At 58.9% G+C, this 23,398-nt stretch carries 19 protein-coding genes; 8 read left to right on the forward strand and 11 right to left on the reverse strand.

Annotated elements, in window-relative coordinates:
- Positions 1–27: 27 nt before the first annotated feature.
- The 3 genes from P0111_08625 to P0111_08635 all read left to right on the forward strand — a co-directional run bounded on the left by P0111_08625 (position 28) and on the right by P0111_08635 (position 4,002).
- Positions 28–948: a hypothetical protein gene (locus P0111_08625; protein MDF0644082.1), complete on the forward strand. Its 921-nt coding sequence runs from the start codon at positions 28–30 to the stop codon at positions 946–948.
- Between the two features lie 105 nt (positions 949–1,053).
- The gene (locus P0111_08630; protein MDF0644083.1) at positions 1,054–3,165 is read left to right on the forward strand and encodes an HD-GYP domain-containing protein; all 2,112 of its coding nucleotides are present in this window, start codon (positions 1,054–1,056) and stop codon (positions 3,163–3,165) included.
- 315 nt (positions 3,166–3,480) lie between these two features.
- On the forward strand, positions 3,481–4,002 hold the full coding sequence (locus P0111_08635; GenBank protein ID MDF0644084.1) for a hypothetical protein: 522 nt from the start codon (positions 3,481–3,483) through the stop codon (positions 4,000–4,002).
- Positions 4,003–4,008: 6 nt separating this feature from the next.
- Here the strand turns inward: P0111_08635 and lpxD are convergent, their stop codons facing one another.
- The 5 genes from lpxD to lptF all read right to left on the reverse strand — a co-directional run bounded on the left by lpxD (position 4,009) and on the right by lptF (position 9,081).
- On the reverse strand, positions 4,009–5,121 hold the full coding sequence (gene lpxD / locus P0111_08640) for a UDP-3-O-(3-hydroxymyristoyl)glucosamine N-acyltransferase (protein MDF0644085.1): 1,113 nt from the start codon (positions 5,119–5,121) through the stop codon (positions 4,009–4,011).
- 9 nt (positions 5,122–5,130) lie between these two features.
- Positions 5,131–5,430, reverse strand: coding sequence for an acyl carrier protein (locus tag P0111_08645; protein ID MDF0644086.1), 300 nt, complete (start codon positions 5,428–5,430; stop codon positions 5,131–5,133).
- Between the two features lie 50 nt (positions 5,431–5,480).
- Positions 5,481–6,737: a beta-ketoacyl-ACP synthase II gene (gene fabF, locus P0111_08650; GenBank protein MDF0644087.1), complete on the reverse strand. Its 1,257-nt coding sequence runs from the start codon at positions 6,735–6,737 to the stop codon at positions 5,481–5,483.
- 158 nt (positions 6,738–6,895) lie between these two features.
- The gene (gene lptG, locus P0111_08655) at positions 6,896–7,987 is read right to left on the reverse strand and encodes an LPS export ABC transporter permease LptG (protein MDF0644088.1); all 1,092 of its coding nucleotides are present in this window, start codon (positions 7,985–7,987) and stop codon (positions 6,896–6,898) included.
- Between the two features lie 2 nt (positions 7,988–7,989).
- Positions 7,990–9,081 carry an LPS export ABC transporter permease LptF gene (gene lptF / locus P0111_08660; protein MDF0644089.1) on the reverse strand — a complete coding sequence of 364 codons (1,092 nt, stop codon included), beginning with the start codon at positions 9,079–9,081 and terminating at the stop codon, positions 7,990–7,992.
- Positions 9,082–9,407: 326 nt separating this feature from the next.
- Between lptF and P0111_08665 the strand changes: the two genes are divergently transcribed.
- Positions 9,408–9,623: a cold shock domain-containing protein gene (locus P0111_08665; GenBank protein MDF0644090.1), complete on the forward strand. Its 216-nt coding sequence runs from the start codon at positions 9,408–9,410 to the stop codon at positions 9,621–9,623.
- An 89-nt stretch (positions 9,624–9,712) separates the two neighbouring features.
- On the opposite strand, the gene P0111_08670 is transcribed toward P0111_08665, so the two are convergent.
- From P0111_08670 to P0111_08685, 4 genes are read right to left on the reverse strand one after another with little or no spacing between them, the layout of a single operon-like run.
- A complete protein-coding gene (locus tag P0111_08670; GenBank protein ID MDF0644091.1) occupies positions 9,713–11,074 on the reverse strand; it encodes a TolC family protein in 1,362 nt (453 codons plus the stop codon).
- A 21-nt stretch (positions 11,075–11,095) separates the two neighbouring features.
- Positions 11,096–12,307: an efflux RND transporter periplasmic adaptor subunit gene (locus tag P0111_08675; GenBank protein ID MDF0644092.1), complete on the reverse strand. Its 1,212-nt coding sequence runs from the start codon at positions 12,305–12,307 to the stop codon at positions 11,096–11,098.
- Positions 12,308–12,311: 4 nt separating this feature from the next.
- On the reverse strand, positions 12,312–15,575 hold the full coding sequence (locus P0111_08680) for an efflux RND transporter permease subunit (GenBank protein ID MDF0644093.1): 3,264 nt from the start codon (positions 15,573–15,575) through the stop codon (positions 12,312–12,314).
- Positions 15,569–16,009: a response regulator gene (locus P0111_08685; GenBank protein ID MDF0644094.1), complete on the reverse strand. Its 441-nt coding sequence runs from the start codon at positions 16,007–16,009 to the stop codon at positions 15,569–15,571. Before P0111_08685 ends, P0111_08680 begins: the two co-directional genes overlap by 7 nt.
- Positions 16,010–16,476: 467 nt before the next feature.
- On the opposite strand from P0111_08685, the gene P0111_08690 reads away from it, so the two are divergent.
- Together P0111_08690 and P0111_08695 are read left to right on the forward strand one after the other, a co-directional pair.
- Positions 16,477–17,628: a response regulator gene (locus tag P0111_08690; protein MDF0644095.1), complete on the forward strand. Its 1,152-nt coding sequence runs from the start codon at positions 16,477–16,479 to the stop codon at positions 17,626–17,628.
- A gap of 179 nt (positions 17,629–17,807) precedes the next feature.
- Positions 17,808–19,022: a hypothetical protein gene (locus P0111_08695; GenBank protein ID MDF0644096.1), complete on the forward strand. Its 1,215-nt coding sequence runs from the start codon at positions 17,808–17,810 to the stop codon at positions 19,020–19,022.
- A 213-nt stretch (positions 19,023–19,235) separates the two neighbouring features.
- Here P0111_08695 and P0111_08700 read toward each other — a convergent pair whose 3' ends face one another.
- Positions 19,236–20,981: a tetratricopeptide repeat protein gene (locus tag P0111_08700; GenBank protein ID MDF0644097.1), complete on the reverse strand. Its 1,746-nt coding sequence runs from the start codon at positions 20,979–20,981 to the stop codon at positions 19,236–19,238.
- A gap of 347 nt (positions 20,982–21,328) precedes the next feature.
- Between P0111_08700 and P0111_08705 the strand changes: the two genes are divergently transcribed.
- Entirely contained in the window at positions 21,329–21,793 is a 465-nt protein-coding gene (locus P0111_08705) for a tRNA (cytidine(34)-2'-O)-methyltransferase (GenBank protein MDF0644098.1), read from the forward strand.
- Positions 21,794–21,818: 25 nt separating this feature from the next.
- On the opposite strand, the gene P0111_08710 is transcribed toward P0111_08705, so the two are convergent.
- On the reverse strand, positions 21,819–23,072 hold the full coding sequence (locus tag P0111_08710; protein ID MDF0644099.1) for a hypothetical protein: 1,254 nt from the start codon (positions 23,070–23,072) through the stop codon (positions 21,819–21,821).
- 147 nt (positions 23,073–23,219) lie between these two features.
- Between P0111_08710 and P0111_08715 the strand changes: the two genes are divergently transcribed.
- On the forward strand, positions 23,220–23,366 hold the full coding sequence (locus P0111_08715) for a hypothetical protein (GenBank protein ID MDF0644100.1): 147 nt from the start codon (positions 23,220–23,222) through the stop codon (positions 23,364–23,366).
- The last annotated feature ends 32 nt before the right edge of the window (positions 23,367–23,398 follow it).

The following is a 23,398-nucleotide window of genomic DNA, read 5'->3' on the forward strand; positions in this document are numbered from 1 at the left end:
CGGCAGTATGCGCGAGGGGCTGGATTCATGGCGGGGGACACCTCGGACGACTTCCAGAAAGAACTCGTCGACCTGTTTGTTCAAGAGGCTCAGGAATGGCTACAAAATATCCATGTGGCGCTGGATGAGCTGCAACAGGGGCCGGCTCCGGAACGCCACGAGACGCTGATCGGCACCCTCACCGGCGGCGTGACCAACCTCGGCGGATCCGCCGCGACGATCAATCTCCCCGAGGTCGAACAAGCCAGTTTCGCAGCGATTCCATTCATCGAGGCCCTCAAGGATCCTTTCAAGTCGCTCTCTGTTCAAGATTTCCTTTCACTCTGCAAACAACTAGGGCAAATTCATGTCGCGTTGACGCGCGCCACGGGCGTGTCGTTCGAGAGCCAAGACAGCTCGGAGAGCCAGGGAACCACACAACGCACCGTATCGCCCGAAGAGTTTCTGCAGGCATTGCGCCGGCTCCAGGCGTCACAAGAGGAGGGCAGCGCATCGGAATGGAACATCGTCAGGACGATGATCGAGCAGATGGAGGCCCAGATCAAGGCTGGAGTGCAGCAGCTCGGAGTTGACGCCGTTCAGGACTATCTCCAGCGGCTGTCCGATTCGGAGGACGCCTTCATGCGCACCTTGGATAGCGCCGTGCCGAACTTGACGGCACAGCTCTCGTTGATGGTGGAATCGTCGTCGAACGCGGCGGCGGAACCTTGGTTGCAGAGCGTGGCGCAATTGCGCACAGAAGCTCAGAATCTCAATGCCATACAGGTAACCTCGTTCTTTTCAGGGCTGCATAGTTTGGTGTCAGTGACGGCGCAGCACCGCATCCGGTTGGCCGCTGGGCGGGTTGATGCGATCGCATCGCGCTTGGAAGCCGTCAGGGCGATGATGCATCAATGGGCAGATCAGAGACGAACGGAACGAACGGCCATTGAGCAAGCGCTATCGTGACTTCGGCAGTGCTGACGGGCTGGAGCGGGAATCCGGCAGTTCTCTTCGGACACTCTTTCGGCTCACGAGAGACAGGTGTGGTGAGGCTCCGCTAAGATGGGAAGTATGGAAGAGCGTCGCAGTGCAGATCTGTACCGGAGCGCCGAACAACAATTGGGCGCCGTCGCTGCCGTGGTTCAACGGCAGAAAACACCTGATCTCGGAGCGCTTTCTGATCTGGCAGTCTCCATTGCGGAGGCTGTGAACGACGACGACCAACTGGTCATTCATGCGTTGGCTGGTCCGGCAGGTCCCCCGCTGGTCACCAATCTCGTCAACGTCAGCATCCTCAGCGCAAAAGTTGGAGCCGGACTTGGCTATTATGGGAAGGAATTGCGGCAGTTGGTGCTCGCTGCCTTGGTCCACGACATCGGGCTGTTTGCAGTACCGCAATCCATCTTAGCCAAAGCAGGTCGGCTGACCAGCGATGAGCGCACGCTGATCGAGCAGCATCCCGAACTGGGGTATCGATTGATTCGCAAAGTCGGTCCTGAGTGGGAATGGCTCGCTTTGGTGGTGCGACAGGCGCATGAGCGATGGAATGGACAAGGGTACCCCAACAAGCTGAAGGGGAGAAACATCAGCGAATTGGCTCAAATTATTGGCGTGCTCGACGTTTTCGACGCCCTCGTAACACCTAGGCCCTATCGTCGGCGCTTCTTTCCGCACGAAGCGGTTAGGGAATTGATCGTGGCCGAGCGAACGGCATTCCCCCGTGAGGTCGTCAAAGCATTGGTCGAGCAACTATCTGCCTATCCGCTTGGAACATTGGTTCGCCTGACTACTGGGGAAGTCGGCACAGTCGTTCAGATCAATCCGCATTTTCCGCTCCGCCCTGTCGTTGAAGTTGGAAGGGGAGTGGTTCAGAACGACGGGACGGATCGTCGCCTGCTGGATCTCAGTCGGCTGCCGCTGGTCTCTGTGATCGAAACCGTCGAACCGCCGAATGTGACGCGCATCCAGTTTCCGTCAGGGCGGACAGAGGAACGCCGATCGCAATCGGTCCCTTCGGTCTCCGCTCAGTTTTCTTCGCTCTTGGAGAGTCTGGACGCCATCGCGGATGCTATTCAGGGTGTGGTGGCGACCCGTGGCGTCTCGACCCAGGCGGGAACCATCGAGCGGCCTGATTCGAACACACCGGTCTCGGCCGAGGTGGTTCCGTCGCCGGAGCGATCAGAAGCACCGCTTGACAACGAGGTGATCGGCCTTTTTGCGCTGGAAGCCCGCGAATGGCTCGCGCAAATCCATGCGGCTCTGCGACAGCTGGGCGACGGAGCCAACCAAGATCTCGAATCGAAGCTGTACGGAATTATCCTGCAGGCGCTGACGAACCTGGCCAAGTCGGCTGCGACCGTGCATCAGCGCGCCATCGAACGGATGGCGACGAGTCTGCTTCCGATCCTGCACGATGCCGGAAGGCGAGAACCCCGGTCGATGCAAGCGGCTCTTGTGTCCCTTCAAGCGGGCCTCGATCGCATAGCCGATGCTGTGCGCCAGGCTGCAGGAGAGCCGCCGTCGGGAGTACCTGACGCCATGAGACCCCAGCGCGAGACCGCGGAGCCGTCTTGTGTCGAGGAAATACCTGCCTACGGGGAGGCAGAGACGCGAGAGAGAGGAGCTGAGAGGGCCGTCCAGACGACTGGTGCGGCAGAATCAGGCCATACGCTCCTGACCGCTCTGCGGGATCTTCAACGCGTCAGATCGCGTTCGATTCAGCCGACCAGAGATGTGTTGGAAGCCATCATCCATGATGCCGAGGGCAAGGCGGGCGAACTGACGGTGAAGGTCGTGCGCGAGATCTTAACCGAGCAGAACCGTGCCGACGAAGCGTTTCTAGAAGAGGTGCGACGTCGTGTTCCCGTCATGAGCCGGACCCTGGCTGATCTGCAACATGTGGGCATGGAGGATTTTGTCACAGCCTCGCAACTCGATCCCGTGATTGAGCAAGTCGAGGCGTTGCATGCCATCGCGGATCGTGTCCAGGCGGGTATGATTACGATGATCCTGCAAGGGGTACGATCCTTTCTCTTGATGATCGCGAATCGCCAGACCGGAACCGCCCTCAAACGCCTGACCGCTTTGGAGGGCCGCATCCGGGCGCTGGTGCCGATGGCAGAACAATGGGTGACCATCGGGAGGGTGGGTCGTACAACGATCGCGGACATTCTTCCCGCATGAGCCGTGTCCCTTGTCCTACTGTCTTTTGCGATCTTCATAGGCTTCACCGCCTAACCAGTCGATCCATCGGGAATGACAGGTATGTGATTTCTCGTTTCCCATAATCAGCCATCCGCTGCCAAAATTATTCTGAAAGTCCCTCGCTCCTCACCCATGTCCGCTCGCTCATCGTCCGAGTACGCTTGTACCTATCCGGCGATTCTCCGCCGACCGATCAAGATGTGGGCCGCCGCTCATGCATAGCTTGGATCAGGAATGCTAAGATAACGCGTTCCTGACCCGTCTATTGTCGTTCAGAGAAAGGAGTAGCTGCGCGTGCCAAAACTTGTGACGGTATGGCGCAAGGATGACATCGTATCCCAGGCTAAACACTATGTCCGGTCGTATATTCTGCTTCCATCCGGAATCCTCGGCCTGGTCTGCATGCTCGGCGGTATCGGCGGACTCGGCTATCAACTCGTCACGGGGGAATCCTACACGTGGAAGACCTTCGTCGTCAGTTCCGGACTTCTAGTCGTTGGAGGTCTGTGCGGGGCGGCCCAAACCCTGTATCATCGCCATCTGCTCTCCACCGTTCCGGAGGTCTTTGCTGCGCGGATGCGGGCTGCTGTGAGCAAGTCGAGCAGGAAGGGGAAAATCGATCCTCAACACGAGGATATCCGGCATAAAGGGCGAGCACTGGTTCCGTTGGGATATGTAATCGGTGCAGGGCTGTTGTTGGCCGGTTCGGTCTTGGCGTTTCAACAAGGGGTGGTTGACGCAATTCCGGCTGTGCTCATGCCATGGGCCGGATTCTATTGGGGGAAGCTATTGCTATGGCGGGGAATCGTCCACTAGCCCGAATCAACGGGTGGTTCTGGCAGTCGTCTTGCGCGAAGACTTGGCTTTGATTCGAGCGCGCCCTGTCTTCGCGGCCTGTTCCTCCAGGAGTGCTACACGCGCTTCCAGACCATGCAACAGTCGTCGCAACTCCGGAAGCCGAGGAATCACGGCCTGGGCTTTCATCCAGGTTTCATGCGGCATGACCGGAGATCCAGATACGATCTGATTGGATTCGAGATTGCGATTGACGCCTGCCCGCGCGGCGATCATCACCTGATCGCCTATTTGAATGTGATCGGCGAGACCGGCTTGGCCGCCGATCATGACATGACGGCCGATGGTCGAACTCCCCGCGATTCCTACCTGGGCGACGAGAATGGCGTGTTCTCCGATCGTCACGTTGTGGGCGATTTGCACCAGGTTGTCGACCTTGGTTCCCTTCCGAATGAGCGTCTGGCCCAGTGTCGCACGATCGATCGAGACGTTGGCGCCGAGTTCGACGTCGTCTTCGATGGTGACACCTCCAAGTTGGGGAATCTTGTGATGTCGCCCCTCATGCTGGACGTAACCGAACCCGTCCGACCCAATGACCGTTCCGCTGTGAATGATCACTCGCTTGCCGATCGTGCAGCCTTCGCGAATCACCACATTGGGATAGATCAGACTGCCATCACCGATGGTGGAGCCTGCGCCGATGAAAACTCCGGGATACAGCGTCACCCGGGCTCCCAGCGTGACCCCGTCTCCCAAGGTGACGAAGGGCCAAATGGAGGGATCCGTGCCGATACGGACGTCCTTACCCCGGATCACTTCAGTCGCAATGCCACGTGCCGTGTACGGGCGGACGAAAAATCGTTGGGCGACCTGGGCCAAAGCCAGCAGGGGATTCGGCACGACGATCTGGGGTATCCGCAGTTCAGGAATAGGCCGATGGGTCAGAAGGGCTCCCGCACGGATCTCTGGAGAGCCTTTCAACGCTTTGTCGTTGAGGACGAAAGATAAAGCGTGCGCTGTGGCCTCATTCAGCGAGGCGAGGACCGACAACTCGACGGTTCCATCGCCATGCAGGGTCCCCCCGATGGCTTGATGAATTTCGGAGAGAGGGGTCGGCTTCGAAACGATCGGGACAGCCATAGGTCTGCGTCAGCCTTTACGTTTTTTCGTCTTGGCTTTTGCCGACGCAGATACGACGGGTTTGGCAGGCGCCAGACGATGTTCCACGTACTGGGCGACGGAGCCGACCGTTGTCAACCCGACCAGATCTTCGTCGGGAATCTGAATGTTGAAGGTCTCTTCGATCTTGTACAGCAATTCAATAACCGCCATGGAATCCAAGCCGAGATCGTCTCGGAGGTGGTAGTTCTCCTGGATGGTCGCGGGGTCTCGCCGCAGATACTCACCCAGAGCGGCAATGATTTTTCCGACCACGACACGGTCATTCATGTCCGTCACTCCATCAGGTTCGACATCGCTGTCCCGAGCACGAATCTCGTTTAGGCAGCATACCGTTTCAGTACGACCGCGGCATTGTTACTGCCGAATCCGAAGGCGTTGAGCAGCGCCATCTTGACCTTCCGCTCTTGAGACGCACGGCTGATGCCCGGCAACGCGCAGGCCGGATCGGGATCGTCATAGTTCACGGTGGGGTGTACCTGTCCCGTGTGAATTGTTAGGACCGTGGCGATCCCTCCGATCGCGCCGGCCGCGCCTAGAGTATGGCCGACAAGCGACTTGGTGGCGCTGACGGCAATCTTGTCGGCCCGTGACCTGAAGAGCTGGCGTAGGGCCTTGGATTCTACGGCATCACCGATCAAAGTCGAAGTCGCATGGGCGTTGACGTAGTCGACCTGGGCCGTAGTTGCTCCCGCATCCGCCAGAGCGAGACGCATGGTCGCGGCGACCTCCTCGCCGTCCTCCCGTGGAATCACCATATGGTAGGCTTCGCTGGTTGCAGCATAGCCGGCGACTTCGGCATAAATTCTGGCTTTGCGTTTTCTGGCATGGACCAGCGACTCCACGATGAGGGCACCGGCTCCCTCGCCCATAACGAATCCGTCCCGTCCCAGATCGAACGGGCGCGAGGCCTTTTCCGGCTGATCGTTGTACTTGGTCGAGAGGGCCCGCAGCGAGCAGAATCCGGCGAACACGAGCGGGGTGATGCTCGCGTCGGCCCCGACGACAATGAGGACGTCCGCACGGCCTTCACGGATACAATGCAACGCCTGACCTAAAGCATGGGCGCTGGACGAACAAGCGGTGGAGATCGTCACATTCGGACCTTTGGCCCCACTAGCCATGGCGACGATCCCCGACGCACTGTTGAGCGTGATCACGGGGATAAAATTGGGGTGCACCCGATGCGGCCGCTGCTGCTGGTACAGTTGGGTGATCTCCCGTTCTCCCATGACCATGCCACCCATCCCCGCGCCGACGATGACACCCACGCGATGGGGATTTTCCTTACTCATGATCACCCCCGAATCGGCAAGAGCCTCTTTGGCGGCCACGAGCGCAAACTGCGCATAGCGATCGACCCGGTCGGCGTACTGAGGATCGAGGTATCGTTCAGGAGAAAATTCCCGCACTTGACCGGCGACCTTTGACCGATAGCCGTCTATCGGAAAGGGGTCGAACCCCGAAATGGCCGAGATCCCGGACCGGCCGTCGAGCGCGGATTTCCAGAATTCGCTGACTCCGATGCCGATCGGAGAAACGATTCCCAATCCTGTCACAACTACACGAGCCTTCATGCAGGTTCCTTTGATCGGATTGTTCGTCGCCTCAGTTCTTACCGGAAGCGTTAGGATGAGTCAACCCGTCTTGGCGGCCTGGCGGGTCGTAAATCCGCAGGCTTCCGGGGCGAAGGCGGGGCGAAGGATGGACGAGAAGGATCAAATCGGTCCTATCCTCAGTAACGCACCTTCAGCATGAGATAGAGTCCGTAACTCAGAAACAACGCGTTCGTCAGCCATCCCGCCACAATCGGGGGGATCGCTCCCCCTCGTCCGAACGCGATCGAAATGGAATGTGTGGTCCAGTAGAGAAATCCGATGACCAAGGCCTGTCCGATGCCGACCGCCATGCTGCCACCTCGGGTGCCGCTGCGGCGGAGGCTCAGCGCGATGCCGACCAAGACCATGATAATGGTCACGAACGGGAAAGCGATCCGTCCGTAATAATCCGTCTTCAACCGGGTGATCTGAGAACCGTTGTGATACAAGCGCGTCGTATGTTCGCGAATGTCTCGGAAGGTCATGGATTCGGAATCGCTGGCCAGCCAGGTGGTGAAATCTTCCGGAATCAACGTCAACGGCACGGGCATGTGCTTGAACGGTTCAAGGACGATCGCGCCGTCCGGCTGGAATGCTCGACGGAATCCCTGATGCAAGGTCCAGGCATGGTCGACGTACCGGGCTTCCTGTGCTTCCGTCATGTCGACCAGACGAAATTGAGGGTCAAAGTGAAACAGCCTGACGCCGCTAAGGCTGCCGCCTCCCACGGCGACGCTCTTGACGTGCAGGATGGTATCGGCGCCCATCCGCGCCCACGGTTGTGGCAGTCTCAAGGCCGTCGAAGGTGATTTTCTCTCGATGCGGATTGCGCGAATTTCCTCGGCCTTGTTGGAGGCCAGGGGGATGACGGTCGAACTGAACAGTAGCAGTACCATGGCCAGCCCGATGGCCAGTGTGAGAAAGGGGGAGGTGATTCGCGGCAGGCTGATGCCGCAGCTCCGCATGGCCGTGATTTCGTGGCTGCGGGACAACAAGCCGAGCGTGAGCAAGGTCGCCATGAGGATGGCCAGCGGAGCGATCTGGTAGGAAATCGCCGGCACCTTAAGGGCGAAATATCCGAGCACGTCCAGCCAACTCGCGTCAAAGCGGAGGAACCGCCGGACTTTCTCAAAGAAATCGATGACCAGATAAATGGTCATGAGGCCGGCGAAGCACATGCCGAAGATCTTGGCATACTCGCGCAGCAGATAACGAAATAGGATGGTCATCGTTATTCCCGGCTCATTTTGTAGAACCACAGCGCCGTCACAAGCCCAAAGATTCCGTTCGGGAGCCAAGCGCCCGCGAAGGGAGATAGTGCGGCGGTCGTGACCAGGAATTCACAGCCGACGTTCAGCACGTAATAGATGATGACCACCAGGACTCCGACCGCAAAACCTCCAATGCGCCCGGAGCGCTTAGAGACGATGCCCACCGGCACCCCCAAGATGCAAAAAACCAGCGAAGCGGTCGGAAACGCCAGATCCTTGTAGTATTCCATCAGCCGTCGTCGCGCCGAGGGATCGCGGCCTTGGGACTCCCGCAACTGAGCCATGATCGTTTCGTAGGAGGGGCGTTCTTCGGTGGAGGTGTAGCCGCTTTGATTGAGGGACAGCTTCAAGTCGTAACTGGAGAACCCGACCTGCTGGTATTCGTCGATCTTGTCCGGTTGGCTGTGAATGACTCCGTCTTGTAGCTGCAGTGCGACTTGGCTGGTCGCCGCATCGACGAAGACACGGTACCCCCGAGCTACAATGACCCGTGGGTCGTCCGGATTGCGCTCGTCCGACACAAAAATGCCGGGGGCTGTCGCATCGTCTCCCAAGTCCGACACATAGATCATCATTTTGGGAATCGGCTCGTTGAATGTGCCTCGTTCCAGCGCGAGCACCAATTGGTCGCGCAGGAGGTTGAGCGCGACCTTCTTCAGATTGGTGGAACTCCAGGGTTGACCCCATTGGGCGAGCCACAGGGTCAGGACGAATACTAGAAACGCAAACAGGAACACAGGTCGTGCCAACCGAAGCAGGCTGAGACCAGCCGCCCGCATGGCGACCAGTTCTTTATCGAACGACAATCGGCCGAAGGCGGTAATTGAAGCGATAATTCCTGCAATCGGCAGAGTCAGGACGAGAAAAGAGGGGAGGAGGTTGGCGAACACCTTCAGGACGGCGAACAAACCGACGCCTTTGGAGACGAGCAACTCGACCAGTCGAAGCAATTCGCGCGTCAACATCACAAAGCAGAGGGCGCCCAAGCTGACCAGAAAGGGAGACAGGAGTTCGGTGAAGATGTAGCGATCGAGCAGCTTGGAAAGCAGCATGGGGCACGAAGTTCCTGAAATGGGGGATCACTATAGGCGACTCACAGAGGCTTGTCTATCGAAGCGCCGGTGAAGGATTGATCACGCTGGACTGCCCTCGTCCGAGAGGACGGCAAAGATTGTCTTGACAAGTTCAAAAATCCCGTGTTACATGCTCCGCGGTTCGTAACCAAGATGGGTCTCGTGAGCGCTTCTTCTTTTCTTGGCAAAGACCCCGTCCCTTCCTCTTCATCCTATTTTTATCATTCCTTATTCGGCGCAGGGTATCAACCGGGTTTTGGCGCGGCAACGTAAGTCTACGTGGCCCTTGAGGAAAGGAGGGTTTTGTGAAGACAAAAGGTACGGTGAAGTGGTTTAACGATCGAAAAGGCTTTGGATTTATCCGGCTTGATAGCGGAGAGGACGTGTTCGTCCATTACTCCGCTCTCCAAGGGGAAGGATTCAAGACCCTGAAAGAAGGAGAAAACGTCGAATTCGATATCGTGCAGGGCGCCAAGGGGCCACAGGCTGCCAATGTCGCGAAGATGATCGCGGCGTCTTAGCGCGGCATCTTTTCAGAGAGGATTCTGTTTGACGCAGGCCTGCCGGCTAGACGGCAGGCCTTTTTTTGTACGCGGTCCCTCTGTCAGGGTCAGCGGATGGTCGGGTCGATCTGCAGCTGAGCGCTGCCGCCCGAGGCATAGGCCAGGGTCACCTCGGAGATTTTGTAGTCATATTGGGCTTCGGCCAAGCGTGTTTGTGCAGCTGTGAGCGCCACTTCCGATTGCGTCACCTCCACGATTGACCCCAAGCCCAGCTTGTACCGTTGCTTGGACAGCTGCTGAGCCTCCTGCGCTGTCCTGACCAGTTCCTCGCCCAACTTGATTTGCTGGGAAAAAGTGAGGGTGTCCAAGTAGGAGTTCGTGACCTGTTGTGTCAGCGCCTGTTCAACGTTCATGCTGGCGGCTGCAGCTGCCTCCTTCTGGGCGGTAGCTTCTACAACCTGGTTTTCGATCAGGAAGCCTGTAAAGAGCGGCATGGAGATCAGTGCACCTGCCATCCACCAGCCCCCGGTCTGCTGATTCTGCCGCGGATCAAAGGGTTCGAACGCACCTCCGCTGCCGATGGCATTGATGGTGGGGAGGTATTGGCGCTTCGTCGCGACCAATTTCGCCTCGGCCGATGCCGTCTGCTCCTTGAGCCGCTGGAGCTCTGGATGGGACAAACTGTCGCTGACCAGAGATTCAAGCGGCCTCGGTGGCGTGACTGTCACGGCAAGATCCTCAAGGACGTAGTCCTCGCGTCCTGCGACTCCCATCGCACGGTTCAAGTCGGCGAAACTCGACTTGAGATCGTTACGACTCCGGACCAGCAAGGATTCCGCATTGACGAGCTCGACCCGCATCAAATCGAGATCCAATTTGGATTTCAGTTGTTGTCGGTGGAGTGTTTCGATCTGACCGGTGATGATGCCTCGTTCTCGGACCCGTTCCTCGGCGATGCGGACCAACCGCTGCCGTTTCAAACTGATGAGATAGTTGCGCTGCACTTGTACGATGACCAGTGCTCGTCTGGCATTGACGTCTTGGCCTTGGGCTCGCTCCGCCAGCTTCGCTGAGTCGACGAGATTGCTGGTGAATCCGAAATCATAGACCCGCTGGTTGGCGATCACACCGCCAGCAAAAATGGTTTGATTCTGCTGTAATAACGCGCCTCCGACCAGGAAGCGCGGATTCGGCCTGCCGGCTCCCGCCACCGTATCCGCGTTCGCAAAGATCTGGGGAAAATACATCGAGCGCGTCTGTTGAGTTCTGGCTTCGGAGGCTTTCAGATTGGCATTAGCCTCCTGCACAATCGGGTGGTGTTTTAAGGCCAGTTCAATTGCCTGCTGCAAGGCGAGGAAACTACCTCGCTCCGGGGGCTCGGTCGGCGAGTCTCCCCATGCGGCCGAGGATATGCCCAGCATGAGCAGCACGATTATCGGCCCAATCTTTCTGACGGATGCTGTGTACATGGTGCCTCCTTGGCGATCGGTCTACGGACGGAGTGTCCCCTGGTCGACGGTGGCCGGTGCGACCGGCCGGACGCCGGCCGACTTGCGTTCGAACCGCTGTTTGGAGGGGATGGCTTCCGGCAGCCGGTAGGGGCTTGCGTGTACCGGGGAGCCTTCCAGCAACCTACGTTTGCCGACGACGACGACCTCGGCATCGGCTTCCAGCCCCTGCGTGATCTCGATGAATTTTCCGCTGGTGATGCCGGTGCTTACGGCTACCGATTTTGCCTTTCCCTGGTCAACGACGAAGACCGAGTGGCCGCCCGGGCTGCTGGTCACGGCCAAGGGAGGCAGCACCAACGCATCCGGGATCTCCCTGAGGTCGACAGTCAATTCCGCATACGTTCCCGGCTTGAGTGCGTGGTCACCGTTGGGTAAGTCCACTTCGATCAGCAGACTGCGGGTCGAAGGATCAAGGGCCAGGGTGGAGCGGGTCACAGTGCCGGCAAATGAGCGGTCGGGAAGTTCCGCAACCCTGACCGTGGCCTTGGTCTTTCCGGGTACCACCCACGGTGAATCGTCCTGAGGGACATTGGCGTAGATTCGGACGGTATCCAAATCCATGATCGTAAAGAGTGGAATGGCGGTAGTGGCCGACGACGTGGCCACCTGAATCAGCGCCCCGGGGTCGGCGAATCGGGCGGTGATCGTGCCGTCGTAGGGGGCACGAACTTTGGTATAGTCTCGGAGCACCGCCCGCTGCTGCATGAGATTTCTCGCGCCTTCGTACGCCGCTTCGGCCACGTCGACGTCCTGCTTGGCGATGACGTCGGGCGCCTCCTTCCAGACCTTCATGAGCCGGTCGAACGTGATTCTCTTGATCTTGTAATCCGCCGCCGCCTGTTGATACTGCTCTTCGACTTCCGGTGCATCGATGATGGCGACCACCTGATCCTTCTTCACCGCGTCGCCCTTGTCCGGTCCGATCCACTTCAGGTAGCCCGAGACCTTCGCGTACAGCGTCGTTTGGTACAGCGGAGCGATGTTTGCCGGCAGCGTGATCGAGTAGACCAAGAGTTGTTTGGACGGATTCGTGACCTGCACGTCCACAGGCACGTTTTGGTCGGCATTGGGGACCTCGGCCTCGTAGGTGTTGCCGGAGGCTGGCGCGGGTTTCTGAGGCGTCTCCTCGCGTCCGCAGGCGGTGACGATCATGGACAGCAACAGCAGTATCGTGAATGAGGGAAACGTCATGGCCTCAGATTTCCTCACGCGAAGCGGCCGGCGTCGACGATACGATCGGATGCACACGACGTCCGAGCACCACGGCGTGCATCACGGGTACGACCAAAAGGGTCATGACGGTGGAAACGGCCAGGCCGCCGACGACCGCACGGGCCAGCGGCACCATCGTTTCGTTGCCTTCGCCGAATCCCAGGGCAAGCGGCAACAGACCGAGAATTGTGGCCAGCGCTGTCATCAGAATGGGGCGAATCCGTCGCCTTCCCGCTTCTATGACCGCCTGCTCCGCGGTCGCGCCGGCGCGCACCATGTGGTTGGCGAAATCGACGAGCAGGATGCTGTTCGACACCACGATGCCCATCATCATCAGCGTGCCGATCATGGACTCCACATTCGCAGAGGTATTCGTCGCAAACAACACCATCGCGGTGCCGATCCATCCCAAGGGTACCGCGACCAAGATGATCAACGGATCGATCATAGAGCGGAAGAGGCCGACCATCACCAGATAGATCAGCAGGACGGCCAGCGGCAGGGCCAACGCGAAGTTGCCGAACGCCCCGCGCATGTTGGCCACTTCTCCTTTGATTTCGATCGTCACATCCTTCGGCAATTTGACAGCGGCGAGCGCACGCTCGATGTCCGCTGCCACGCGCCCCAGGTCGTTGCCGACGGGGGTCACCAGGACGTCGATCAGGCGCGACAGGTCATAGTGATCGACACTGTCGGGACCGGTGCGTATCTCAAGTCCCGCGACGTCGCGTAGAAGCACCGGAGGACCGCGTCGTTCATCCGCCGAATAGAATCCGGCCGACAGATCGAGATTGCGCCCCGCAAAAGGGGTATTCTGCAGAGCGATGGTCGAGCCGCTAGAACCGGCCGTCATCAAGGCCGACGTCGGGTTCAACGGCGTGCGGGCGCCGATGATCGGAATGTTCAGGAGGTCCTCCGTCTCGGTCAGCGATTGTTCGGGGTATTGCGCCAACAGGTAGTAACCATTCGCCGTCTTGGGGTCGAGCCAGTAGTTTGGACTCAAGGCCAGATTAGAACTGATACCGGTGATCACGTCGACGATGACGCGATCTTGGGTGAGGCCGTAGTAGGCGGATTTGGTGCGATCCACGTTGACGTGTAGTTCCGGATAACTCTTCCCCTGCTTGATGCGGACGTCGGTCGTGTTGGCGACTTCTGCAACCCGTTCACGGATCTCTTCCGCGACCGGACGAATCACGTCCAGTTTCGGTCCCTTGACTTGAATGTCGATCGGCGCGCGCAGGCCGAAGTTGAGCACATCGCTGATGATGCCTCCTGTCTGAAAACTGATCTCCACTCCGGGAAGCGACCCCCTGAGCTTGGCCCTCAAGGTCGTAATGTACTCATCGGTTGCTCCCTCATGGCCGCTGACGAGATTGACCAAGACGAACGCGGTGTGGCTGCCCGTATTGGGTGCGAACCGGGCTGCATCTCCGAAGTAGAGGCCGGTATTCGAAATGACTTCTTCCAGATCGTGCTGAGGGACGGTTTCGTGGACCAATCGTTCGATATCCGCCACGATCGCGGTCGTTTTCTCGATCCTGGAACCTTCCGGCGCGACTACGATCATCGTGAAGTTGCCGGCGTCCACTTTGGGAAAGAATTCCGTCGGAAGCCGCGGAACCAGAAAGAGGACGGCGGCGAGCAGCGTCGCGAGCGCCGCTCCCAACAGGACGGCCTTGTAGCGGAGGCCGGCGCGGAGCAGGGGGACGTAGACGCCCAGAACGTAACGAAACCATCCCTCGGCGGCCGAACCTCCTTCCGAACCGTGTTCATGGCCTCGGGCGTAGAGTCTGGCCAGTACCACCGGAGTGACCGACATGGACACCGCATAGTCAGCAAGCATGGCGAAGGCGACGGTCATGGCGAGCGGCACGAAGAGGTATTTGATGATGCCTGTGAAAAAGATGATCGGCAGATACACGATCAGAATGCAGACCGTGGCGACGAAAATCGGCAGTGTGAGCTCTGTGGCGCTGTCCTCGGCGGCGGAACGCCCGTCTTTGCCCATTTCCATGTGACGGTGAAGGTTTTCCTGTACCACGATATTGTTGTCCAGTAGCGTTCCGATCACCAGGGCCAATCCGCCCAAGGTCATGATATTGACCGATTGGCCGGTCAGGTACAGCGCAACCAACGCGGCGGTCAACGAGAGAGGAATGGCTAGGCCGACCACGAGCGCGGCCTTGACGCTTCGCAGGAACAGAAAGATCATCAAGCCCGCAAGTCCGGCGCCGAGCAACCCTTCCTTTTGCAGGTTCGCGATGGCTTGTCTGATGTAGAGCGACTGGTCGTAGATGAACTTCACCGTCGCGCCGGCCGGGATCTCGGTGAGCTTGTGAAGCTTGGCTCGGATTCCGTCCGTGACTTCCAGCGTATTTGCGCCTTCCTGTCTGGTGATCGGCAGATAGGTCGCCTCGTGACCGTTTACCCGCACGACAGAGGTTTGAATCGCGGCGCTGTCGGCGGCCGTACCGATGTCACGCACGAGGATCGGCGTGCCGTTCACCACCTTGATCGGAATGTCGTTGATCTTCTCCACCACACCGACGAGACTGTTGCTGTACACGTAATAGTCCAGGTCGCCGATCTTGACGTCGCCGGCCGGTATGATGGCGCTTTGGGCATTGATCGCCTTCACGACGTCGGATGGCGAGATTCCCCTCGCGAGCATGCGCTGCTGGTCCATGAATACGGTGATCTGTCTGACCTTGCCCCCGAGCGGCGGCCCGAATGAGATGCCCGGGATGTTGGCGATCTGATTTCGCACCGTGAAGTAGGCCAGGTCACGGATTTCCTTCGGCCCGAGATTCTCGCTGCTGATGGACAACAGCCCGATCGGTAGACTCGCGACCCCGAACTTGTACACGGACGGCGGATAGACTCCGGGCGGCAACAATCTGATGATGCTGTATGCGAGACTCGTTAGTTCCGATTGCGCCGCATCGATGCCGTACTCCGGCTGGAAGAACACCTTGATGTAGCTCATGCCGGCCAGCGATTGAGACTCGATATGTTCGACGTAACTGGCTTCGACGAACCGCTGCTCCATGCGGAGCGTGATGGCGCCTTCCATTTCGCTGGGGCTCATGCCCCGGTAGAAAGTCGTCACGAGAATCGTCGGAATTTTTATCTCGGGGAAAATATCCACGCGCATCTTCTTGTAGGACACCGTACCGAGCACGAGCGCAATCATGCAGACGGCGAAGACCGCGTATGGGTTCTTGAGGGCGGCGCGGGTCAACATCGGCTTTCAATCGGCTGCGGCGAAAGGTTGCAATCGACCCAGAACCGGCAGATCGCCTGAATGCATCGGACCAGTTCATCGAAGGTGTCGGGTTTGACCACGTAACCGTTCGCGCCGCTGGTATAGGCCGCGGACACGTCGACGGCGGCATCCGAGGTGCTGAATACGACGACCGGGATTGTGGCGACGCCGGGACGCGCCCGCAGGCGGCGCAGGAACTCGTCCCCGCTCTGACGGCGAAGATGCCAATCCAGCAAAATGAGGGAAGGGGGGAGTCCCAGGCTTGCGCGGTGCGTGAGGAATCCCAGTGCAGCCTCTGCATCCGGCTCCGCAAAGAGGGCGACTGCGAGCCTCGTACGGGTCAAGGCTTCACGGAACAGTTCGCGCTCGCCAGAACTGTCGTCGATCAACAAGAGTGATGGATACAGGGGCATGTAGGGCTACACGCAGGGACCATGCCGTTGGATTTCGTAAACGTAGAAAATCATAATATTTAAATATGACAGGCTCTTAACAAACATAACTCATGTCATTAATGAGATATTGTTGCACGGGTCGATAGGGAGGAATTCCACGCCATCTGGAAATTCTCCCTAACCAGCGGAGGATTCAACGCGTATCCGCGCAAGAGAGCGGTGGGGCTCTCGGTGATCGGTGAACTGGGGGCGAGCCTTGAAGTGCGGGCTGCCTGCGTTCGTGCGGCTGAATCGGAAGTGATCCCTCCAAGGTCCGATTGGATTCACCAAGCTCAGGCCCCACCTTCCATCACCTTACTAAGAGCCTGAGATTTCGACTTGTCGGATCGTGGCGTGTGTTTTGCTCACTCTCTCAAGGAAAAGGATGCCCCGACGGCTGCGGCGCAGATCTGCACCGTAGCCGTCGGGCAGGATGGAGCGAAACAATGCCTATTCGAATTCTCGTGGCGGACGATGAACCGGATATTCTGTTGAGCTTGGCCGAGCGATTTCGCTGGCTGGGACATGAAGTCATCACCGCAGGGGACGGGCAAGCGGCGGTGACGGCGGTGGAGTCCTGCTCGGTGGACCTCGTCTTTCTCGACATCACGATGCCGAAGATGAGCGGTATGGATGCGTTGAGGCGGATCAAGAAGCGATGGCCGACGCTCCCGGTGGTGATGCTGACCGCATACGGTAATATCCAACGGGCTGTGGAAGCCATGAAAGAGGGCGCGGTGGATTTTGTCACCAAGCCGTTTGAACCGGGCCAAATCGACTCGGTGCTGACCATGGCGCTGGAGCGCCGGGAGCAAACGGGAGAAATGACACAGCTGCTCGGGGAGATCAGCCATGATGTGAAGAATCTCTTGATGCCGATGGTCACTGGCACCGATTTGCTTGCCGAGGAAATCGACGATCTGTTCAAGTCGCTGCCGGAACAGACCTCCGCCCGGTCAGACGTCCACCATCAAACGTGCGAGGAGGTGCTTCAACTTCTGCGCAACACCTCCAGGCGGATTCAGGATCGCATGAAGGAAATTGCAGATTATGTCGCGGTCACAAGTGCGCCGCAGCGGCTCGAACCCTGCCACATCGGAAAAATCGCCGACGGTGTCGCGAAAACGTTGCGGGTATTGGTTCAGCAAAAGCGAATCACGCTTCGGCTCGAGAACCTCGAGTCATTGCCGACCATTGTGGGTGACGGCAATCGATTATATTCGCTGCTCTACAATCTGGTTCACAACGCAGTTCCCGAAGTTCCCCCGTTGGGATCGATCACCATCCGTGGACGACACGATCCCGGGACGCAATCGATCGTGCTCACGGTTGAGGATACGGGGAAGGGCATGCCCGAGGATGTGCGAAAGACGCTCTTCACAAGTCGGGCGGTCAGCAGGAAGGCGGGAGGAACAGGACTTGGCACCAAGATTGTGAAGGATGTCGTCGATGCACACGGCGGTCACATTTCGGTCGGCAGCCAAGAGGGAGAAGGCACCACCTTCATTATTACGCTGCCGATCCATCCACCGACTTTCGCCTCGACCAACCAGTCCGCTCTGCCCAGTATCCCGGAATGCGGTGAAGCGCGGTCCTGACTCGCCTCGACCTGATCATCGCCAGCGCGTTCGGCAAGGGCACCGCTTTCGGCTGGCGGTCGGCACCGCCGTCCTGCCAAGCGAACGAGCCTCCCGTTCGAGGAGAAGATCGTCCTGGAGAAAGGGTACAATACGGTAGCGGGTGCAGATCGACGGCCCGTTACCGTATTGGAGGCGATATGAACGACGGCAGGAAGGACGAGCGCGGAGCGCAGTTTCCTGAGCCCTGTTTCTGGGAGACAGGCCTGGTCGTGCTGGTGTTGCTTGTCGGTGTGGCGGCCTGGCAAGCCGTACCGGCCGCGGCCGATCATCGTGGCCATGACGAGCCGGAGGATGTCCATCAGGAGACGGTTGGTCCCGGTGTTTCGGTGCCGGGAACCGTCTTCAGAGTTTTTCGCGCAAAGCCGTCCGGTTCCGCTGACCCCGGCGGTCCGGATCCCCTCACGATCGAGGAGGCTTTTCGAACTGTCGTGGACGCACTCACGTTGATGTCGCAGCATCGAACCGACTTTCCTCGATTTGACGAAGCCATGAAGAAGGAAGCGCTGCAGGCCGTCATCGTCGAACCGAAAGTGGTCAATCGTGACGGCAAGGAATTTCAATTACTGGTCGCCAGAACCAAAGAGCGCGGCAAGGTTAAATTGTTGGTCAGCGCTGTCGGCCTGAAAGAACGCGAGCTGATTGATCGACCGGAACGACTCGCTCCGCTGCTCGACCGGGAATTTCAATGGGTGGTCAGCAAGGCCGATACCGCACCAAAACCACAAGCCAGGGTGACCGAGCGTGATCTACGGCACGCGCCGATCCTTGCCGATCAGGATGTCTCCGCGCTGTCGGCCGAGGCTCGCGCCAGGACGCTGCAACAGTTGTTCGGAACATACTTGCACACGCTGGACGAACTGAAGAGTCTCGACGGGCAGCCGTACTACGAGATCGGCTCATCCGTTCTGATTCCTCCAGCTCGCCCGGATTCGACCACGAACCTGTACGATATCCGGGTGCGACAGGCGTTGGAACGGATTGTGCGCGAGCCGGTTTTTCTCGAGCAGATGCCGAATGCCGTGAGAAGCCTGCTGAACGGAAAAATCTGGAACGTGGCGTTCGTCAAGATCGATGGACGGGATTGGGCGACCCGCACGCGCGTCTTGCCCGATGACCGATCAATCCTGGTCGGCGAGCGGGAGCGCCGGATTCAGCCCGCTCAGATTTTGGTGAACGCCTATCGTAAGGCCACACCGGACGACCCGTTCTATTCCCGGACGAATGACCTCCCCATGGGTGCGCTCCCGCCGGAGCAATTGGCCTTCGTCATTGCATTGGAGATCCAGCACAATATCGTAGAGAAGTCGATGTCGGGTCACGTTGCGCAGGATGCTCTGACCGCGCCGAAGTGAGCGAAGCGAGATCGGAGGCGCTAGGAGTCTGTCCGAGTCATCCTTCGTGGCGAGGCGAAGGAGGTGCAGGCAGATGAGCGGCGCAAGGCTCGAAAACAAACCGGACGCGTATTCGCTGAAATACGGTGAGGATTTTTTCGGGCCGAGAACGATGCAGATCCCTGCCGATCGTTTGCCGCAGTAGAATGGCATGACTTGGACAGACGCCCAGGTTCAACCGAGCGGTTGCGATCTGTGGACAAGCGGCTCGATCGATGATGAGATACGCAGCGGCTGTAGGATCCGAAACCGGACTTCATCCACCTGCGTGTCCGCCGAGGTACGTTCTCCTGCAAACAAACCGCAACGGTACAATCCCGGCGTCCAGCCGGAGGTCGGAGATGGCAATCTGAAGTAGCCGGACTGATCGTTCATGGCCATCATGACCTGGTCATGGGTTATGGCTCGTTGCTCACCCGCCATCTCGGATGTTTCAAGATAACATCGCGCCGCCAGCGGGATGGCATCATACGAGGCGGAAACCAGCCCAAACACGAGATAAATGTCCTGTTGCGTGGTGAGGAAGCTGTCTCCCGGATTGAGAGGGATAAATTCGTGCGCCCCGGTCGGGAAATCATCCCGCATGACCTTTCCGGCCGGGATGACGAACCGGAACCAGCTGAAATCCGCATCGCGACCGACCAGCGAGGCATGAATCTCCAAGGGTTTGATCGGTTTCACTCGTTCGATGGCTTTCGCATAGAGTTCTTCCTCGGACAGGCCTGGAGCGGCTTCCTTGCGGGCACGGCGATGCAAGGCGGCCTCCTCGGCTTGCTGCTGCGCCAATTCGGGAACGTGGGGGCGCACCTTGTCGAGCCAGCGCTTGATCTTGTTCTTATCCAGTACCCGTGTGTCAGGGGGGAGATCAACATTCTTGTTGTTCTCCTCGGATTCGACGGCTGCGTCGTATAAAGTTTGAAAATGCGCGAAGGCCTCTTCCCATTGTTCGAGTTCGACCATGCATTGTCCCATTCGATAGACCGTATCGGCATAGTCTTCGTCGCTCGGATCCAGATTGAACATCGTGCCGAAGACGGTCAGCGCATCCTTGCAGCGGCCGAGATGCATGAGAGTCAATCCCAGCTGGTGCGTGGCTGAGGGGTCGTTCGGATTGAGCGCCAGAAGTTGACGATAGATCGGCTCGGCTTCCTCGTAGTGTCCGTCGATGTACAGTCTCCACGCGTCCGCACGGATCAGAGCCCACTCTTTCTGGCGGGCAGGGGAGATCTCTTTCGGGGCGAGAGCCGGGTCGTATCGCCTCCCGCGATCCTGGGAGGTTCCTTGGATCACGGAGAGCAGCGTCTTCGCGGAAGACTCCAGAGAGGAACCTGAAGGAACCCGTTCCAGCACGTAGCGAACGTCGGCTTCAGACCCCTGATAGTCCAAGAGATCGAAACGCGCACGGGCCAACGCCAGCCGCCAGCCGAGCAGCGAGGGGACGAGCGTGACGGCTTTCTCATACGAGGGCAGAGATGCTTCTAGTCGATCGAGTTTTCTGAGCTCTTGTGCGAGACGCAAATGCACCAAGGGATTTTGCGCGTCATCCTCGACGATCAGCTGCAGCTCTTCGACGGCATCTTCGCTTTGCCCAGACCGCACGAGCACCCCCCATTTCGCCCATCTGACGTCGAGGGCATGCGGCGCGCTCGCGAGGACGGCATCATAGGCCTCGATAGCTTCCTGGGGACCACGGGAAGTGGCGAGAATATCCCCGCGAAGTTTCTGGAGGGTCACGGCTTCCGGATGATCCTGTATGCCCTGCTCCAGGATGTCCAGCGCCGGTGCGACGGCCCCGCTTTCCCAGACGATGCGAGCCTGTTCGACGACACGTGCCTCAGGGGGAACATGGGCTTCTCCTCCCCGCGCGGGGAGAGCCGCCGTCGTGACGAGCAGCCCCACGATGAAGGTCGTTTCAACCAAACCGCGTGGCCACGGTCGGGGATCGAAGCCGCGAGTGCCGGAGAATTGGCTACGAACAGGATTGCGGTCCATCTGGTTCATGATAACAAGATGTTGCAGGAACCGAAACCGGATGGTACAGGGCAGCTCATCCTCGCACGGGTCCCCCAGGCTCTGTAAGAGTCAGGATCAGCCGGAAGGATTCGTGCGGTGTTCCGACCTTGTCGAAATCGAAAATTTGTGCAGGACCTTCAGAGACTCCCTCTGAGGACTGCCCGATGACCCTATTTAGCAGGGAAGGTTGTCCGGTCGGTAGGTCTTGTTGACGGGCGTCGGTTGTCTCGCCACCAGGAGAAAGGACATCAGCCATGTTCGACGTGATTCTCCATGAACCGGAGATTCCTCCCAATACCGGCAACATCATCAGGCTATGCGCCAATACAGGAGTTCGGCTTCATCTTGTCGAGCCGCTGGGCTTCTCGCTCGAAGATAGACAGTTGAGGCGGGCCGGGTTGGACTATCACGAATGGGCCTCGATTGCCGTCCATGCGAACTGGGCTCAATGCCGCGCGCATTTCGAAGGCAGACGTCTGTTCGCTGTCACCACGAAAGGCCGGCAGCGCTACGATGCCGTGAAGTATGTGGAGGGCGATGTATTCCTGTTTGGAGCGGAGACGAGGGGATTGCCGGAAGCTCTTCTGGGGAGCGTGAACGACCTTGAGCGACTGCGCCTGCCGATGTTGCCCGACAGCCGGAGCCTCAATCTCTCGAATGCGGTGGCCGTAATCGTGTATGAGGCCTGGCGGCAGACAGGATTTCGTGGAGGCCGATAGCTGACAGCGGCCCTGGCCGGCTTCTCTATATCGCTGAGGATCGGGGCGCAAGCACTCGGGCGTCGGTCAGTTCGTATTGGCCTCGCGCCATCACAGGGAAGAGTGAAAACACCGGGGTGTTGGCCGGAATGACGGCGGCGGTCACGTCAGGCAGCAACTGCAAATGCATGTTGACGAAATTGAAGCTCAGCCCTCGCTGCCAGGGCTGACTACCGGCACCCGCATAGGCGGCTGTTTTTTCCGAGGCATAGGTCCTGGTGAGCAACCCGGCTCCTCCCTGTAGTCCGTATTCGTGCAGATCGGGGGCGCCTTGGACCAACAGATGTATGGCGGACGCGTCGAACCATACTTTGATGTTGCACCCGATCTGCACGTAAGGTCCCAAGGTATTGGTGCCGTCCAAAAACGCCCGAGGGAGGCCGATCTCCATCGGCACATCCGCGGCCACGGCGCGTTCGACGGCGCCAAGCGCCTGTTCCTTCAGCGGGGACACCGAAACGAACAGGAGATGCGGATCGTTCATCTCGATATCCAGCACCTGATCGTCATAGTAACTGCAGAGGCGGCCCATCTCGTAGCGGAGAGGAAATGAGTAGCCGATCTTCGCGTACCAGATCCGGAGGCCCGCCTCCAAGGGATCTTCCGGCAGCCGGCTGATCTTCAGATCGAACGGGAGCATGGCGTGCCAGGCTCCCGTTCGCGCCGAGACGAAGGGAGCGCAGGCGCCGGGGAATTCCTTGTGGACGGCCGTCGTTTCCGGTTCGAAGCGCCGTGTGGGTCCGGAGAAGTGTTGCGCAACCTTGGATTCCTTGGTTAAGCGGTATTTCGCCTGGTAGTAGGCCGAGGCCCGTCGTTGCGCCGTGGCAAGAAAATAGTCCGGCATGTCGGTTTCGACAATGATCTGTTCGGGAGCCGTGTCGTGGTGGGATCCGACAGGTTCCGGCTTCATCGCAGCGGCATAGAGGTCCAGTTCCGCTCGGAGACGAAGAATGTCCTGGTGAATCTGACGCGACAGAGCCGAATCGAAAAAACTGGTCTGGGGGAGGATATCGGCAGCCTTCTGCAGGCAATCGAGCTTATGAGTGTACCGTTTAGGCTCGTCGGCGAATGCTTCGGCGACGGCCGTGTAGAGTGTGAATTGCTCTTCGGCCGTCAGGCCGAGTTGGTCCGGGCTGTGGTCCTTAATGAACGCGAACGCCACCGGTCCGAATGTTTCGGCCTTTCGGATATAGAGCGTCAACAGAAAGTTGTAGTGCGCACGCGCTTCTTCAACGGTCATAGGGCTCGATATTCTAACGAGGCGGCTTTCCATTCAGCAAGGGCGCTGAGTCACCGTCGGGACGGAACTCTTTCGGCAGAAGCGAACTCTACCGGTTTCCGCTGAGGAGGGCCGCTTGACCGGACTGAAGAGGCTTCGTTACAGACGATGCCGCGGGCGGCGGTCGACCGGCTGGCGAAGATCGTCACGAGACTCTGGCTGGATTCGGTCTGTGAGCGCGATTTGGCGGTAACGGCCGCACGCAAGGTGGTCGCGCAACAGGAGCCGATAGTCCGGGCCTTCCTGGAGCAGTAGTCGCGCCATTGTGGTATGCTGCCGCTTCGATC

Source organism: Nitrospira sp., from assembly GCA_029194535.1.
Taxonomy (GTDB): Bacteria; Nitrospirota; Nitrospiria; order Nitrospirales; family Nitrospiraceae; genus Nitrospira_C.

Coding starts and splice junctions, on each gene's coding strand:
- P0111_08630 (MDF0644083.1), top strand. CDS start 1,054: ATGGAAGAGCGTCGCAGTGCAGATCTGTACCGGAGCGCCGAACAACAA.
- P0111_08685 (MDF0644094.1), bottom strand. CDS start 16,009: ATGCCCCTGTATCCATCACTCTTGTTGATCGACGACAGTTCTGGCGAG.
- fabF (MDF0644087.1), bottom strand. CDS start 6,737: ATGAAGGCTCGTGTAGTTGTGACAGGATTGGGAATCGTTTCTCCGATC.
- P0111_08625 (MDF0644082.1), top strand. CDS start 28: ATGGCGGGGGACACCTCGGACGACTTCCAGAAAGAACTCGTCGACCTG.
- P0111_08690 (MDF0644095.1), top strand. CDS start 16,477: ATGCCTATTCGAATTCTCGTGGCGGACGATGAACCGGATATTCTGTTG.
- P0111_08715 (MDF0644100.1), top strand. CDS start 23,220: ATGCCGCGGGCGGCGGTCGACCGGCTGGCGAAGATCGTCACGAGACTC.
- P0111_08710 (MDF0644099.1), bottom strand. CDS start 23,072: ATGACCGTTGAAGAAGCGCGTGCGCACTACAACTTTCTGTTGACGCTC.
- lpxD (MDF0644085.1), bottom strand. CDS start 5,121: ATGGCTGTCCCGATCGTTTCGAAGCCGACCCCTCTCTCCGAAATTCAT.
- P0111_08645 (MDF0644086.1), bottom strand. CDS start 5,430: ATGAATGACCGTGTCGTGGTCGGAAAAATCATTGCCGCTCTGGGTGAG.
- P0111_08680 (MDF0644093.1), bottom strand. CDS start 15,575: ATGTTGACCCGCGCCGCCCTCAAGAACCCATACGCGGTCTTCGCCGTC.
- P0111_08670 (MDF0644091.1), bottom strand. CDS start 11,074: ATGTACACAGCATCCGTCAGAAAGATTGGGCCGATAATCGTGCTGCTC.
- lptG (MDF0644088.1), bottom strand. CDS start 7,987: ATGACCATCCTATTTCGTTATCTGCTGCGCGAGTATGCCAAGATCTTC.
- lptF (MDF0644089.1), bottom strand. CDS start 9,081: ATGCTGCTTTCCAAGCTGCTCGATCGCTACATCTTCACCGAACTCCTG.
- P0111_08705 (MDF0644098.1), top strand. CDS start 21,329: ATGTTCGACGTGATTCTCCATGAACCGGAGATTCCTCCCAATACCGGC.
- P0111_08695 (MDF0644096.1), top strand. CDS start 17,808: ATGAACGACGGCAGGAAGGACGAGCGCGGAGCGCAGTTTCCTGAGCCC.
- P0111_08675 (MDF0644092.1), bottom strand. CDS start 12,307: ATGACGTTTCCCTCATTCACGATACTGCTGTTGCTGTCCATGATCGTC.